Here is a 13747-nt window from a genome sequence, read left to right as displayed (position 1 = left end):
TTGGTTCCTTCGACTTGTTCAGGTCGAGGGAACCGTAATTATCTGGAGTGAAATCATGGAAAACCGAAGGAAACCTGCGTCTCTCGCCGGCACGCTCGACATAAACTGCGACTGCAAAGAAGCCGTCATCGACTATCTGACCCGCGCCTTTCCGGTTCAGCAGATGACCTTCTACCGTGACGACACCGGCGAGGTCCGATCGCGACCGCTGCTCGATGCCAACGGCAACCCTGTCACCAACCCGGAAGCCGAAGCGGAGCGCGACAATCTGATCGAGCAGCTATGCGCCCTGCCGCCGATCGCCGCCGTCCTCGACGCCATCATCACGCGGTTCGGCACCGAGATGGTGGCCGAGGTCACCGGACGCACCAAGCGGCTCATCAATCTGCCAGGTGGCGGGCAGAAGCTCGAATCGCGTTCCGCGCGCGCCACCCAGGCCGACTCCGCCGCATTCATGGAGGGCACCAAACGCATCCTCGTCTTCTCGGACGCGGGCGGGACCGGGCGCTCCTACCATGCCAGCCTCGACGCCAGGAACCAGCAACAGCGTGCGCATCTGCTCCTCGAACCGGGATGGCGGGCCGATCGGGCGATCCAGGGCCTCGGACGCACGCATCGCACCCATCAGGCCTGCTCGCCTCTCTTCCGGCCCGTGACCACCGACTGCAAGGGCGAACTGCGCTTCACCTCGACGATCGCGCGCCGGCTCGACAGCCTGGGCGCGCTCACTCGCGGTCAGCGCCAGACCGGCGGGCAGAACCTGTTCGATCCCGCCGACAATCTGGAAAGCGAATATGCCAAGGCGGCCCTCGTCAGCTGGTATCATCTGCTGGTCGCCGGCAAGCTCACCAGCACCAACCTCACAGACTTCCAACACCGCACCGGGCTTGAACTGCTCGACACCGATGGCGTGCTGAAGGAGGACCTGCCCCCCATCCAGCGCTGGCTCAACCGCCTTCTGGCGCTGCCGATCGGCTTGCAGAACGTCATCTTCGACGAGTTTCTCGCCCTGGTCGAAGCCCGCGTCGCTGCCGCGCGCGAGGCAGGCACGCTCGATGTCGGCGTCGAGACCATGACGGTGGAGACAGCAACCGTCCTCGACGACAGGATCTTGCGCACCGATCCGGTCAGCAAAGCGACGTCCCATCTCCTCACGATCGAGGTCACCCGCCGCCGCAATCCGGTTTCGCTCGAGCGCGTCCTGCGGATCGCCGATACCGACAGAAGCGCGGCTTTCGTGCGCAACGGCAAGTCCGGCAAGGTTGCCCTGCGCACCAACGCACGGCCCTGGCTGACCGAAGATGGCGTGGCGATTCCCCGGATCGAACTGATGCGTCCCTCCCGTCACGAGTATCTGGCGCTCAACGATCTTTACGAGACGGCCTGGAGCGAATGTTCGCGCGCGCGGTTCGAGGAAGAATGGAGCGCCGAGGTCCGTGAGATCCTCGACAAGGTCGACACCGAGACGATCCGCCTTGCGACCGGACTCCTGCTGCCGATCTGGTCGGCCCTTCCCAGCGATCATCTCGTCGTCAACCGGGTGGTCGACGACAGCGGGCGCTCGTGGCTCGGGCGCATGGTGTTTCCCCGCGACGTGCCCGCACTGTTTTCCAAACTGGGGCTTGAGAGCAACGATGTCCTTAGCCCTGCGGAAGTCGTCAAGGCCGCCCTCGAAGGTGGCACCGTGACCATCAAACGGCCATTCGCATGCGAGGTCAAACGCGTCCGCGTCAACACCAGCCCCCGCATCGAGATCGTGGGCGCTCCGGCCAACCAGCTGCCGTGGCTGAAGTCGATCGGCTGCTTCACCGAAATCATCGCCTACAAGACCCGCGTCTTCGTGCCGGTCGAAACTGCCGATGCGGTGCTTGCGCGCCTGACCGCCTGACCTCCCGCCGATACCCCTTTCTCCTTCGCTTCGGGCCATGACCCCCGTGGCTAACCCCCGCGATGCGGGGGACGGGAAGGGGAGGAGGATCGGGGAGGGTGTCCGGTGTGGGGAAAGACGCGCGCCGGACACCATCATGCTCATGGAGACCCCAAATGACCCAGACCGTCAAACTCGCCAAGCTCAAGCGCTCCGACAAGAATGTCCGCACGACCCCGCCGAAGAACATCGAGGCGATGGCGGCGAGCATCCGCGCCCGCGGCATCATGCAGAATCTGATCGTCACCACTGCCCGCCCCAAGGGCATGTTCGAGATCATTGCCGGCCATCGACGCTATCTCGGCGCGATGATGCTGGCGGAAGCCGGCGAGATCGATGCGACCCAATATGATGTGCCGGTCAAGGTGATCAGCGGCGACGAAGCCGACCTGCGCGAAGTCTCGCTGACCGAGAATTTCCAGCACGAGGCGATGACACCGGCGGAGGAATGCGTTGCCTTCCAGCATTTCCTCAAAGCCGATGGCGACATCGAGGCGGTTGCACGCCGCTTCGGGCAGACCCGCCGCTTCATCGAAGGGCGGCTGCGTCTCGCCAATCTCGCGCCCCCGATCTTCGAGGCGCTTTCCGAAGGACGGATCTCGCTCGACCTCGCCAAGGCCTATGGCTCGACCGAGGATGTCGCCAAGCAGGAACGCGTCTTCCAGCAGTACGGCCACAGCTCCTACGTCAATGCCGACAGCATCCGGAGGGCCATCGCCAACGACAGCATGAAAGCGACCGACCCGGTTGCCGTCCTTGTCGGCGCCGATGCCTATGTCGCGGCGGGCGGACGCATCGAGCGTGAACTCTTCAGCGAGGACGGGGATCGGTGGACCGATCCGGAACTGGCTCAGACCCTCGCTGCCGCGATCATGGAGGCGGAAGCCAAACGCCTCGGCGAGAATCTGGGCGTCGCATGGGTCCGGCCCGTTGCGACCACCAGTCTCTACGGCATCACCTCCGACCTTCACCGTGTCGTGCTCCCGCCCGCACCGATGACGCAGGAAGAGGCCGAACGGTCCGATGCCATCGTCGAGCGGTGCGAAGTGCTCGAGGAGGAAATGTCCGACGAGAGCCTCGAACCCGACGCCTACGGCAAGCTCGAGGAAGAGTATGACGCGCTGCGCGAGGAATATGAGGCGCTCAACTCCAAGGCACCCGAACTCACCGACGAGATCAAGGGGCAGGTCGGGGTGTTCCTGACGCTCGGCCGTGACGGGAAGATGGTGCTCGACACCACCTACTACAGCGAGGCGCCTGTCCGTCTCCCCGGCGACGATCGTCCGGTCCCCTCTTCGCCGTCCTCGCGCGAAACCGCCCCCTTGCCGCCCGAAGCGGTCGCACCGGGGGGCAAGGCGCTCAGCGCCCGTCTGCACGATGAACTGGCCGTCCAGCGCCGCGATATTCTCGCTGCCTCGATCCTTGGCGATCCGGCGCTCGCGCTCGATTACATGCTCTTCGCGCTCGCCGACCCGACGCATTTTACCCGATATGGCACCACGCTGCGGGCAAACCATCCGCAGGACCCCCAGATGCCCAAGGATCAGCCTGCGACCCAGGCCCAGCAGGCGATCGCCGATGCGCGCGAAGGGCTCGACACCAGCTGGACGCAGGCATCCGATCCGGTCACCCGGTTCGAAGGGTTCCGCGCGCTCGACGACGACGCCAAGGCCGCATGGCTTGCCATCGTCGTCGCGTCCTCGCTCGAGGCCAAGGACGATTACAATTCGGTCAAGACCAACCCGCTCCACGCCCGCCTCGCGAGCATCCTCGAGATCGAACCGGCCAAATGGTGGCGGCCGACTTCGGCAAACTTCTTCGATCGCGTGTCCAAGGGAACCCTGCTCGCCCTGTTGACCCAGGTCGGCGGTGCGCCGCTCGCGGCTCGCTACATGGGGTCGAAGAAGGGCGAGATCTCTTCGAGCTGCGAGAAGCTGTTCGCCGGCGAAGCGATCACCGAGGCGGAGACCAAAGACGCCGCGCTGGCCTGGGTGCCCGATGCCATGCGCTACGACATCGCCTCCGCGCTGGTGGACGAAAGCGACTTCGACGAGGGCGATCTCGACGACGAAGCACTCGATGAGGGCGAGGGTATCGACACAGAGGATGCCGATGACGGCGAGAGCGACCATGTCGATACGCAGGACACAGTCCTGCCGGACGACGGCGCTGCCTCCGACGAGACCGATCCCACGCTGATCGCTGCCGAATAACCCCCCGCCCATCGTCTCCTGGGCTTTCCCTGCGGCGCGTCCCGATACCGGGGCGCGCCGCTTTCTTTTTATCCGCGGCCTGAAGCGACAGGCCGCGACGCGAGGACATCGCCATGACCTTTACACGCAAACCCGCAGGACCGCGCCGCGACGTCGCGGCCGAGATCACAAGCCTTATCATCGCCAAGCTGGAAGCGGGGGTTCTCCCCTGGTCCAGACCCTGGGGCCTGACCGGAGCAGGGGGCCGTCCGCTCCGCCATTGCGGCACACCCTATACCGGCATCAACGCTCTCTATCTCTGGGCGATCGGCGACGCACAAGGCTATGCGGGCCGCAACTGGATGACCTATCGCCAGGCCACCGAACTGGGCGGGCAGGTCCGGCGCGGCGAGCGCGGCGCGCACAGCGTCTATTATTCGAGCTTCTCGAAGACCGATACCGATCGGATGACCGGCGAAGCGGCCACGAAAAATATCCGTTTCCTACGGTCCTATACCGTTTTTAACGTCGATCAGATCGACGGCCTCCCGGCCTATTATTATCCTGTTGCAGCAGCGCCCGAACCGCGGGTCGAAAGCGTGCATCGCGCCGCGATCGACGCGTTCTTCGGGGCCTTGCCCGGCACCGTGCGACATGGTGGAGACCAGGCCTATTACTCGCCGATCGGCGACTATATCCAGATGCCGATGCGCGGCGCGTTCAAGTCGGACGATCATTATGCCAGCACCCTGGCACACGAATATGTGCATTATTCAGGGGCACCGCAGCGGCTCGCGCGCGAGTTCGGCAAACGCTTCGGCGACAACGCCTATGCGTTCGAGGAACTGGTCGCCTGCATCGGGCAATGTCTGGTGTGCGCCGATCTCGATCTTCCCGGTGATCTCCACGACAATCACGCCAGCTACATAGACAACTGGCTGCGCATTCTGAAAGGCGATGCGAGCGCGATCATCAAGGCCGCGGCGAAAGCCGAGCAGGCCGTGGCCTGGCTCAGGGAGGCAGCCGCAGCCCAAGCCGCCCAACCCCACACATCGCAAGCCCTTGCGGCATGACACGGAGAGCCCGCCATGCACATCGAACTGCGCAAATTGCAGCTCGTCGCTTCCCTCTCGCACGAGACCGCCTGCTACAGCGCGGAAATCTGGATCGATGGCAACAAAGCCTTCCTCGCCTCGAACCGTGGCTCGGGCGGCGCGGACGACTTCCATCCTACAGGGACCGTCACCGAAGACGCCGTCAACGCATGGCTCGCCGCCAACAGGCCAGCCTCGCGGCTCGGCGACAGCGTCCTTCCCCACTGTCTCGAGTTCGAGGTCGCGGCGCTCATCACCCGCGCGACCGAAACGAAAAGGCTGCGCGCGCAATGTCGCACGAAACTGGTGACGATCGAAGACGGCAAGGTGTTCACCTATGCCCTCAAGGGCCGGGCGCTGGACGATGTTCGCGCCCGCGTCCTTGCGGCAAGGCCGACGTCGCGCATCGTCAACGGCGACGAAACGGCTCTCGCTGCCGCGATCGACACGCTGATCGCGGTCGACGATCGCGATAGCGCCTGAGACCCGGAGACAGGGAGGGGAGGGGGATGGCGGGGAGTCGAGCGCATAGGGCGCTCGAGGAGACCGCCATGTCCTACGATGTCGCCTTTCGTCACCAGCAGGCACTCGACCCCAGTGCGCTCGCCACGATCACCGCCGCCCTTCACGCGATCACGACCGCGATCGACGATTGCCGCAATGCCGGCAAGAATGCCGAAACCGATCCGGCAGTGATCCTCCTTGCCCGGCATCTGGGCACGATCGCCGGCGCGGGCAGCGATGAAAGCCTGTTGCGGCGTCGCTGCATCGATACCATCGCCGAATTGCGACGCTTCCCGGCCTTGCTCACGCTCGCGGTGCGCGGCGTCGCCCATGACGCTGCCGCGAAGGATCGCTTCCACGCCGACGGTCGCAAGGCCATGCGGCGTCTCGCCGATGCGCTCGGTCTCGAAGACGGGCGCTACCGCATCCACTCGAACCGCAGCCACCCCTCGCAATCGGGCGAAATCACGCTTCATGGCGAGGAGGTCCACGTCCAGCTGTCACTGGGCGCACCGGGTCCCGACAGCGAGGTCATTTATCGCCGTGTCGATGGTCTTCACGATTGCATCGGCGACGTTCGCCGCTTCGCGTCGATCCGCGACCTCCTGGCACCCGAACGGTTCGCGGCCCGCCTGCGCCGGGAATTGCGTCTCTCGGCCCCCCGCACAGATCCGGTCGGCCTGTTCGCCTGACCTTCATGCCACCGCATTTCGAAAGGACGCCGCCATGGGCTGGCTCAGCATGCCCCTGTCATCCATGTATCCCCACCAAACCCCCAAGGCCTATCTTGAGGCACAGTTCACCTACGACCGGCGCGATGCCGACGGGAAAGGCAAGGGGCTGCGCGTCATTGCCTCCTCCTGTCTTCGCAACAAGGTCTGGTACGCGGCCGCGGTGCCTTCGACCGATGGCATCGATGAACCCGCTTTCGCCATCGTTTGCCTCGTTACCTGGAACCCGCGGGCGAAGGACGGGTATGTGTTCGCCTTCAAGGATATGACCGAACATATGGGGCCATGCGAGGCGGAATGCCCCGAGCGCATCCTCGCGCTGCTGGGCGATACCGACGATCCCGGTGCGCTGCACTGGCGCCGGCGCTGCCTCGAACGTCTCGCTCGCCCCACCCGGCAACTCGAACACGGCATGCACATCCGCCTGCCGAACCCTGTGCGCTTCACCGACGGCTATGAGGGCGACGAGTTCATCGTCCACAAGCGCGGCCGCAAGATCGCGTTGGCAAAGCCGGGATCTGGCTATCCTTCCTACCGCATCGGCGGCCTGCGAGACCTCCCCTGGACGCTCGTGCCGCAAACCCGCGTCCACAAGACGGTGTTCGGTTGATCGACGCCGCCGCCCCAGTCAGGATGACCCCCATGTCCGCCCAAACTCCCACCTCCATCAGTCCCAAGCGTTGGCGACTGTGCAGCCGCGCCAACGCACAGGCGGTCGCTGCCCGCATGTTCGACGCGGGCGCGCGCCATGTGTCGATCGTGCGTACCGCCGAACCCCTCCAGCCCTTTCGCGTCGTGCCCTTCATCGTCGATGGGCCGAACGTCGAAGTCGAACTGCGCTACGCATGAGGAGCGCGCTTCCTTTTCTGCTCGCGGCCCTTGCCGCCTGCGGCGCGGTCTCGCCACCGCCCGACGACAGCCCGATCAGCGGGAAGGGCAGGGCGATCGACGGCGACACCGTCTCGATCGACTTTCGCCTGTCGGGTGCCGACGCCTTCGAGCGCAAGCAAATGTGCTCGACAAAGGGTTCCTGCTACCCATGCGGAAAGCTGGCGCAGGATTTGGCATCCCGGATACTCAAAAGCGGCACCGCCACCGTCACGCCCACCGGCGCCAACAGCTATGGCCGACCGGTCGCGATCGTCACCGTCGATGGACAGGATCTGGGCGAAAGGATGATCCGGGAAGGCCTGGCGGTGCCGGCGACCCAGTATCTGCGCAGCGATCCCGAGCGCGCATCGGCCTATCTCGCCGCAGCCCTCGAAGCGAAGACCCAGGTGCGTGGCGCCTACGCCGGAGAATATATCGACCCGGGACGCTGGCGGCATGGGGAACGGCTTGCGTGCGAAGGACGTTACTGACCCATTCCCTCCCTGAGGCAGCGGTCCGGCATCCCCCCATGCCGGACCGCTGTTTTATTTGCCGTCAGTAGGTGAGCCGGGGACCCGGCCCATCGTCGTCCGCCACATAGTCGGGACCCGGATCGTGCGACCATGATGCACCGATCCTGAAGGCAGGATCGAACCGCCCCACCGGCCCGTCGGGTTCGGACGCCACATACGGATTGACCAGAGGCTTAACGGCCGCCTTGTCGCGATAAAGCCTCGCTGCGAGCCTCCCCCGCGCCTCGAGCAGCTTCTCCAGCCACACCAGGTCATCCAGCATGGTGACGACGCCTTTGCCGGCGACGCAATAATAGAGGCAACGCTGGAAATCGTCACACGGGGTTTCGAGGATCGTGGTCAGCTTTCCCTTGCCCGCCTCCTGGCCCTCATGAATCCATTCGAGCGATTCGCGCAGTTCCCGCGCCGACAGATAGGCATCTTCGGGATCGCTGCCGATGCAGGCTCCTGCCAGCATCCTGCGCGTAACGCGAATGTCGAGATCCACCGACAATTCGATGAGCACCGTGTCGAGATCGAACGCACCGATAAAATCCGCTTGCTGCATGGCGAACTCCTTCCGTCATTGAACGTAACGTGAACAAAGGTGACCTTGCAAGCTTTATGGAGTATCCTCACCGCCATGTGGCTCGTTCCGCGCGATACTAGGGGCCTTGCCTCCCGTTCCCCCGTCCCGGACGTGGTCCGCGAGGCGCTGGTGCGCTGGTACACCGGCGAGGGCGAGGACGCCGATCACCGCGCTTCGGTCATCATGGTGGTCAAGGCGCGCGACCATCACCAATGGATCGCCTGCGACTGCCTGGGAGAAGGGGCCGATCCCCCGCTGCTTTCACCGGCCTATCTCTCCGAAGCGGAAACCTATTATCTGCGCCGCCTGACCAGCATTCGCCAGCGGCGCCCCGAACATCATGTCGATTGCCCCTTCTTCCGCGAACAGGCGCCCCCGCGTATCCGCGAACGGGCGACTGCCACGCCGCGATCGATCAACGAGCCTGACGGGCTCTTTTCCGCGCATCGCCTCGCGCCCGAAAAGCTGGCCCAGCTCCCCGCCGATACCGAGCCCGACGATCGCACCCGCGGCGTCGCCATCCCACGGCTTGCCCGGCTGCTGTGGCTTCTCATGGAAATGGCGCACGTCAACGTCGTCGATCCGCTCGAGGTCGGGGAACCCAGGACGACATCGATGGCGAGCGAATTTGCCGCATTGCGCCACGCCGCCGAGCGCGTTCAGATCGCGCCGGGCATCCCGCTCGCGCGCCATCTCTACACCCACATCGATCCCTATGAGCGCGGCATCGTCTTCGCCAAACTTCGCGAGGCGGCTCGGAAATGGCCGAGCGAACATGCGCCGCAGGCGTTTCTGCTTCTCTACGCGACCGACGTCTCCGGCTCGACCATCACTCTTGCAGAGGGCCGGGAACTCACGGTCAAGAACCGCATCCGGCATATCGGCGTCAATCAGCGTCGAATGGGGCCGCCCTACCTGGTTCTGGCAGTCGTCGGTGAACATAATCCGCGCGAGGGCTATGCCGCGCTCCGCGCCTACGCCCAGCCTATCGCCCGACCCGCAAACTTCATCGCGGTGCATAATCTTGCAGAGCGCAAGACGATCGTCGGGCTGCTCGACCTTCAATATCGCTTCCGCCGCCGCGGCATCGGTGTCGGGTTCAAACGCCTCCTGTTCGATATCGCGACACGCGCGGGCGATCTGCGTCCCGATCTGCTTCTCGACCTGCGGGACTTCACCACCGGCGAGGTCATCGAATCCGCCCTCGAAATCGTGACCGGCGAGGATGCTGACACGCTCGGGCTAAAGCTGCGCCAGGTCGAGAAGCTGCGCGAGATCGCGCCTGTCGTCACCATTCACGCCGAAGATCTCGAAGGCGACGGGCTGGAAGCGGCCATTCTCGATCAGCTACGGATCGGATGAAGCCGAAACTCCATATTGCTGCCGACCGTTACTTGCGCCGTTTCGGCACGGTCCTGCGGTAACGAAACGGGAATTGAAATTGCACGGAATCTGGAATCGGATATAATTGCGCAATGGATAGGGATAACCCATCCTGTGAAGGACTGCGAAGCCGGCATTAGCCGCCACGGACGCGAGCGGTAGCTCTTAGCCTTCAGGCGGCAAAACCTGCCGTTGCGTCACCGCTTTGACCTGTAAGTCGGAGTGGAACTTTTATGTCGAAATTTGGAAAATCCCGAAATCGGTCCGTCCTGAAGCAGGGTGGCTACTGCTACTATTGTCAGCAACCCATGTGGTCGGCCGATCCCGACACCTTTGCATCGCGCTACGACATCTCTGTCAATCAGGCGCGCTTGCTACAAGCAACTGCCGAGCATCTCATCGCGCAATGCGACGGCGGAAGTAACGATGACACCAATATCGTTGCAGCCTGCAAATTTTGTAACACCAAAAGACACCACGCACGTCCTGCCCGATCGCCATCGGCACATTTACGCCGAGTGCGGACACGATTAGCCTCGGGAAAATGGCACGGTCTCCGCCTCCATTCCGTGGACACTCGAGTTCCATCGATCTGACCCACCGTGTCAGGCGCGGGTTGATCGCCATTCCGGCTCGATTTTCTTGATCAGAGTTTCGAGGATGATCGAAAACGGGATGGCGCACCGCGCGCGGCGACCTGCGTCTTACAGAATAACCTCACTCGGTTTCTACGCCCGCTTGAGCGCGTGTTTGTCAGTCTTACGGGCGTCATCGGGTATTTCACTAATGCCGATATGGCTCATCGGTGCCGGGCGACCGAGCAGATAGCCCTGCGCCTCGTCACATCCCTGTTCGCGCAGGAAATCGAGCTGGCTGGCCCCCGGAACGATCAAGGCCGAAGGAGAGAGGGAGAAACTGTCCGATCCACAAAGGGAGACGACAGATGACCCGATTTCAACCGAGCCTGCGGCCCGCAACCACGCCATGGGATATCCCCGACCGGGCCGAGCAGGTCTTGCCCGGCATCTGGCGGGTCTGGACGCCGCGCCATGGCGGCTACGTCCTTTCCGACGAGCGTCAGGCCGCAATGCCCGACGCCCTGCGACGCGACGATCCCTTCTACGAGGAGGATGTCGATTATGCGCTGGTTCTCTACGGCTTCGCCGACGAATTCCGCCGCCTGCCGATCCCCGGCATCGCTCTTCAGGTCGAGAATGCCCGCCGATCGGTGCGATGCTGGCATCCCGATCGCTGGAAAGTCCTGACCGGCGAGGAGGTTTCGATCCACGACAGCCATGTCGTGCGCCGGCGCGCCGCCTATCAGGCGATCATCGGCCAATATGAGAGCGTCTCGGCCTCGGGCTCCTGGGCCGACTGGGTGCCCGACGGCAAGGTCGGTTGCGTTTTCCGCCGCGTCGTGAGCGTCGATGCCCTGGGTTTTGCCCGCCACGAAGGCGAGCCCATCTACGGACTTGTCGACAAGGACCGCTACGAGCGCCGGCAGATGCCGGAGACCTTCGACAGCCTCGAAGCGATCCGCGTCGAAAGCACGGCACCGATCAGCAAGCAGGTGCCGGCCAGCGCGCTTGCCTCCCTCCTTCCCACCGCATCGTGAGGCACGAGCCATGAGCGTCTATCTCTATCTCTTTCACGGTCGCGACAGCGCCGACCGGGACATGCAGGCATGGGGCAGCGAAGGGCCGGCCATCGGCCCCCTCAGCTATGTTCACACCACCTACGGGAGCGACGTGAAGATCCGCGCTCCCCGCGACGTCCTGGAAAAGTTTTTCCCGGATACGGACATTCATTTCCACGCCGGATTTGGCGAACATGCCATCCAGATCGAGGGCAACTGCCTGCCCTATGGCGGCAAATTCTACGGCGACTGGTCAGTCTGCACCCAGGATCGCCTCCGTCCCCCGACAAAGGCGGTCAAGCCTGTCTGCGACCATTGCGGCAGCGACAATGTGACGAAGGACGCAGTCGCCGTCTGGGATGTCGAGACCCAGGCATGGGTACTGCTGAGCACCTACGATTCCACGACCTGCCAGCAATGCGAACGGGAAAGCGACGACATGCTGGACTGGAAGAGCATGGACGGCGCGCCTGCGCCCGATCCCGACGCCATTGCCGCCCCGCCCGCCAACGATCCGGCACTGCCTGACGCCGATGACGCCCCAAAGGACCGGACATGACCTCTCCCGCTTCCATTTCGGTCACCGAGGCCGCGGCCAATCGCGTACCGCTCGGCCGCCACTCCACCGGATCGCTCGAACTCGATCTCGATCGCCTCCTTGCCGGACGGCTGCTGATCCAGGGCAGCTCGGGTGCCGGGAAGAGCCGGACGCTACGTCGTATCATCGAGGAAGCATTCGATTACACGACCGTCGCCATCGTCGATCCCGAAGGGGAATTTGAAAATCTCGCACGGCATATCGGCGCGACCACGATCCGCGCGGTCGAATTGACCGCCGATGGCCTGACCGCCGCTGCCGCCCGAAGCCGCCGGCACCGTCTCTCCGTTCATGTCGATCTCACCGACCTCGACCCCGACCAGCGGATCATCAAGGCTGCCGCCTTCTTCGCGGGGCTTGTCGGCGCGCCGCGTGAGGACTGGGCACATACTGTTCTTGTGTGCATCGACGAGGGGCATCTTCTCGCACCCCATGTCGCAGGATCGGCGCGCGATGCCGAAGCCCGGCGGCTCGGGGTCGCGACCCTCACCGACCTTGCAGCCAGAGGACGCAAACGCGGTCTGGCAACCGTTATCGCCACCCAGCGGCTCGCCAAGCTATCGACATCAGTCGTGTCGGAACTTCAGAACTTCCTTGTCGGGCTGAATGTGTTCGACCGCGACATCGCGCGCGCGGCCGATCTCCTGGGCTTTGCGCCACGCGACGCAGACCTGTTGCGTAACCTTGCCCCCGGCGACTTCTTCGCGCTCGGGCCTGCACTGTCGGCGACGCCTGTCCTGGCACATATCGATCCGACCATTACCCAGCATGTGGGCAGGACACCGGAACTTCGCGCGGCAGCGGCGATCGAGGCCGATGAGGCAGCGCGGCTGCTGGATCTTGCCGGCCTTGCCGAGGTCGCCGATCATGGTCCTGGCATAACACTCAAGGGCACGCGGGCGCTCGACGCGTTCCTCCTCGATCCCTCCGCGACCGATGCCGCTGCCATAATGGACGCGCTCAAGCGCATTTCGCCCAACGCCAGCACGGCATGCGATCTGGCGCGGCACCTGTCCCTCGACGCCGATCGAACGGATCGCGCACTCAATCTCCTCTCGGCAATCGCGGCGATCGATACCATGCCAAGGGGCGATGACCGGATCGCCCGCCTCCATGCCAGGCTGCGCGCGCGCCTGAGCGATGTCGCTGTGGTGTCGCTATGACCGATCTTGCCCCCACCGTCGTCGAACTGGTCGCCTGTCCGGTGCGCCCCGAGCCCGAAGGCCGCCTGCCCGAAATGCCCTTCCGGCAAAATGCCTGGACCCCGCAGGAAGTCGCCACGCTCGAGACCGGCTTTCGTGCCGATATCCCGCTCGCCGAGATCGCCGCCGCCCTGGGGCGGGGTCTTGCCGGCGTTCGCGACAAGGTCGCAACGCTTGGCCTTCGCCGCCATTCCCAGCGTCCCTGGACGCCCGACGAGGATAACTGGCTCTCGCGCCACTATGGCTCACGCGCGACCGCGGACGTTGCCGCCGATCTCGGTCGCGCATGCAGCGCCGTCTATGCGCGGGCCGGGGTCCTGGGGCTCACCGAAGGCACCCCCCCACGCTGGACATCGTGGGAGGATGCCCAGTTGCGCGCTGGATCCCACATTTCCCAAGTAAGGCGCTGATTTCGCTGTCCTGACCATTATATTTCCTATATAAAACATGGTGTTGAAGGCTGCGAGGGGCGCGTTTCATGGATCACCCAGAGGGTGCGGGCTTGCAAC

The 13747-nt window shown here is 64.3% G+C and carries 15 protein-coding genes; 14 read left to right on the top strand and 1 reads right to left on the bottom strand.

Annotated elements, in window-relative coordinates:
* Positions 1 to 163: 163 nt before the first annotated feature.
* The 8 genes from KAY22_RS16750 (at position 164) to KAY22_RS16715 (ending at position 7809) form a co-directional block, all read left to right on the top strand.
* Complete coding sequence (locus KAY22_RS16750) at positions 164 to 1888, top strand: strawberry notch C-terminal domain-containing protein (protein ID WP_122129187.1); 1725 nt, start codon at positions 164 to 166, stop codon at positions 1886 to 1888.
* 155 nt (positions 1889 to 2043) lie between these two features.
* Positions 2044 to 4140: a ParB/RepB/Spo0J family partition protein gene (locus KAY22_RS16745; protein ID WP_277788469.1), complete on the top strand. Its 2097-nt coding sequence runs from the start codon at positions 2044 to 2046 to the stop codon at positions 4138 to 4140.
* A gap of 113 nt (positions 4141 to 4253) precedes the next feature.
* Positions 4254 to 5192, top strand: a complete 939-nt coding sequence (locus tag KAY22_RS16740) for a zincin-like metallopeptidase domain-containing protein (RefSeq protein WP_277788468.1) — start codon at positions 4254 to 4256, stop codon at positions 5190 to 5192.
* A 15-nt stretch (positions 5193 to 5207) separates the two neighbouring features.
* On the top strand, positions 5208 to 5696 hold the full coding sequence (locus KAY22_RS16735; RefSeq protein WP_277788467.1) for a hypothetical protein: 489 nt from the start codon (positions 5208 to 5210) through the stop codon (positions 5694 to 5696).
* A 68-nt stretch (positions 5697 to 5764) separates the two neighbouring features.
* Positions 5765 to 6409, top strand: coding sequence for a hypothetical protein (locus tag KAY22_RS16730; protein WP_063976895.1), 645 nt, complete (start codon positions 5765 to 5767; stop codon positions 6407 to 6409).
* Between the two features lie 34 nt (positions 6410 to 6443).
* The gene (locus KAY22_RS16725) at positions 6444 to 7058 is read left to right on the top strand and encodes a hypothetical protein (protein WP_063976896.1); all 615 of its coding nucleotides are present in this window, start codon (positions 6444 to 6446) and stop codon (positions 7056 to 7058) included.
* A 32-nt stretch (positions 7059 to 7090) separates the two neighbouring features.
* Positions 7091 to 7297, top strand: a complete 207-nt coding sequence (locus tag KAY22_RS16720; protein ID WP_277788466.1) for a hypothetical protein — start codon at positions 7091 to 7093, stop codon at positions 7295 to 7297.
* Entirely contained in the window at positions 7294 to 7809 is a 516-nt protein-coding gene (locus KAY22_RS16715) for a thermonuclease family protein (RefSeq protein ID WP_277788465.1), read from the top strand. Before KAY22_RS16720 ends, KAY22_RS16715 begins: the two co-directional genes overlap by 4 nt.
* A 64-nt stretch (positions 7810 to 7873) precedes the next feature.
* On the opposite strand, the gene KAY22_RS16710 is transcribed toward KAY22_RS16715, so the two are convergent.
* On the bottom strand, positions 7874 to 8398 hold the full coding sequence (locus KAY22_RS16710; RefSeq protein ID WP_063976899.1) for a hypothetical protein: 525 nt from the start codon (positions 8396 to 8398) through the stop codon (positions 7874 to 7876).
* Between the two features lie 75 nt (positions 8399 to 8473).
* On the opposite strand from KAY22_RS16710, the gene KAY22_RS16705 reads away from it, so the two are divergent.
* From KAY22_RS16705 to KAY22_RS16685, 6 genes are all read left to right on the top strand, one after another.
* Complete coding sequence (locus KAY22_RS16705; RefSeq protein WP_277788464.1) at positions 8474 to 9781, top strand: hypothetical protein; 1308 nt, start codon at positions 8474 to 8476, stop codon at positions 9779 to 9781.
* A gap of 254 nt (positions 9782 to 10035) precedes the next feature.
* Complete coding sequence (locus tag KAY22_RS27965; protein WP_366514099.1) at positions 10036 to 10398, top strand: HNH endonuclease; 363 nt, start codon at positions 10036 to 10038, stop codon at positions 10396 to 10398.
* Positions 10399 to 10745: 347 nt separating this feature from the next.
* Positions 10746 to 11417, top strand: a complete 672-nt coding sequence (locus KAY22_RS16700; RefSeq protein ID WP_277788463.1) for a hypothetical protein — start codon at positions 10746 to 10748, stop codon at positions 11415 to 11417.
* 10 nt (positions 11418 to 11427) lie between these two features.
* Positions 11428 to 11997 (top strand): hypothetical protein, encoded by a 570-nt coding sequence (locus KAY22_RS16695; RefSeq protein WP_296624484.1) that lies wholly within the window; start codon positions 11428 to 11430, stop codon positions 11995 to 11997.
* A complete protein-coding gene (locus tag KAY22_RS16690) occupies positions 11994 to 13199 on the top strand; it encodes a DUF87 domain-containing protein (protein WP_296624483.1) in 1206 nt (401 codons plus the stop codon). The genes KAY22_RS16695 and KAY22_RS16690 overlap by 4 nt, the downstream gene beginning before the upstream one ends.
* Positions 13196 to 13648, top strand: a complete 453-nt coding sequence (locus tag KAY22_RS16685) for a hypothetical protein (protein ID WP_296624482.1) — start codon at positions 13196 to 13198, stop codon at positions 13646 to 13648. Before KAY22_RS16690 ends, KAY22_RS16685 begins: the two co-directional genes overlap by 4 nt.
* The last annotated feature ends 99 nt before the right edge of the window (positions 13649 to 13747 follow it).

The sequence above is a fragment of the Rhizorhabdus sp. genome (assembly GCF_018006725.1).
Classification (GTDB): Bacteria; Pseudomonadota; Alphaproteobacteria; order Sphingomonadales; family Sphingomonadaceae; genus Rhizorhabdus.
Note: the sequence above shows the minus strand (reverse complement) of the source record. Positions and strands in the feature narration are given on the sequence as shown.

Bases quoted from the DNA above. Each gene is read 5' to 3' on its own strand.
- KAY22_RS16750 (WP_122129187.1), top strand. From the start codon at position 164: ATGACCTTCTACCGTGACGACACCGGCGAGGTCCGATCGCGACCGCTG.
- KAY22_RS16685 (WP_296624482.1), top strand. From the start codon at position 13,196: ATGACCGATCTTGCCCCCACCGTCGTCGAACTGGTCGCCTGTCCGGTG.
- KAY22_RS16740 (WP_277788468.1), top strand. From the start codon at position 4,254: ATGACCTTTACACGCAAACCCGCAGGACCGCGCCGCGACGTCGCGGCC.
- KAY22_RS16690 (WP_296624483.1), top strand. From the start codon at position 11,994: ATGACCTCTCCCGCTTCCATTTCGGTCACCGAGGCCGCGGCCAATCGC.
- KAY22_RS27965 (WP_366514099.1), top strand. From the start codon at position 10,036: ATGTCGAAATTTGGAAAATCCCGAAATCGGTCCGTCCTGAAGCAGGGT.
- KAY22_RS16715 (WP_277788465.1), top strand. From the start codon at position 7,294: ATGAGGAGCGCGCTTCCTTTTCTGCTCGCGGCCCTTGCCGCCTGCGGC.
- KAY22_RS16695 (WP_296624484.1), top strand. From the start codon at position 11,428: ATGAGCGTCTATCTCTATCTCTTTCACGGTCGCGACAGCGCCGACCGG.
- KAY22_RS16720 (WP_277788466.1), top strand. From the start codon at position 7,091: ATGTCCGCCCAAACTCCCACCTCCATCAGTCCCAAGCGTTGGCGACTG.
- KAY22_RS16700 (WP_277788463.1), top strand. From the start codon at position 10,746: ATGACCCGATTTCAACCGAGCCTGCGGCCCGCAACCACGCCATGGGAT.
- KAY22_RS16705 (WP_277788464.1), top strand. From the start codon at position 8,474: ATGTGGCTCGTTCCGCGCGATACTAGGGGCCTTGCCTCCCGTTCCCCC.
- KAY22_RS16745 (WP_277788469.1), top strand. From the start codon at position 2,044: ATGACCCAGACCGTCAAACTCGCCAAGCTCAAGCGCTCCGACAAGAAT.
- KAY22_RS16710 (WP_063976899.1), bottom strand. From the start codon at position 8,398: ATGCAGCAAGCGGATTTTATCGGTGCGTTCGATCTCGACACGGTGCTC.
- KAY22_RS16730 (WP_063976895.1), top strand. From the start codon at position 5,765: ATGTCCTACGATGTCGCCTTTCGTCACCAGCAGGCACTCGACCCCAGT.
- KAY22_RS16725 (WP_063976896.1), top strand. From the start codon at position 6,444: ATGGGCTGGCTCAGCATGCCCCTGTCATCCATGTATCCCCACCAAACC.
- KAY22_RS16735 (WP_277788467.1), top strand. From the start codon at position 5,208: ATGCACATCGAACTGCGCAAATTGCAGCTCGTCGCTTCCCTCTCGCAC.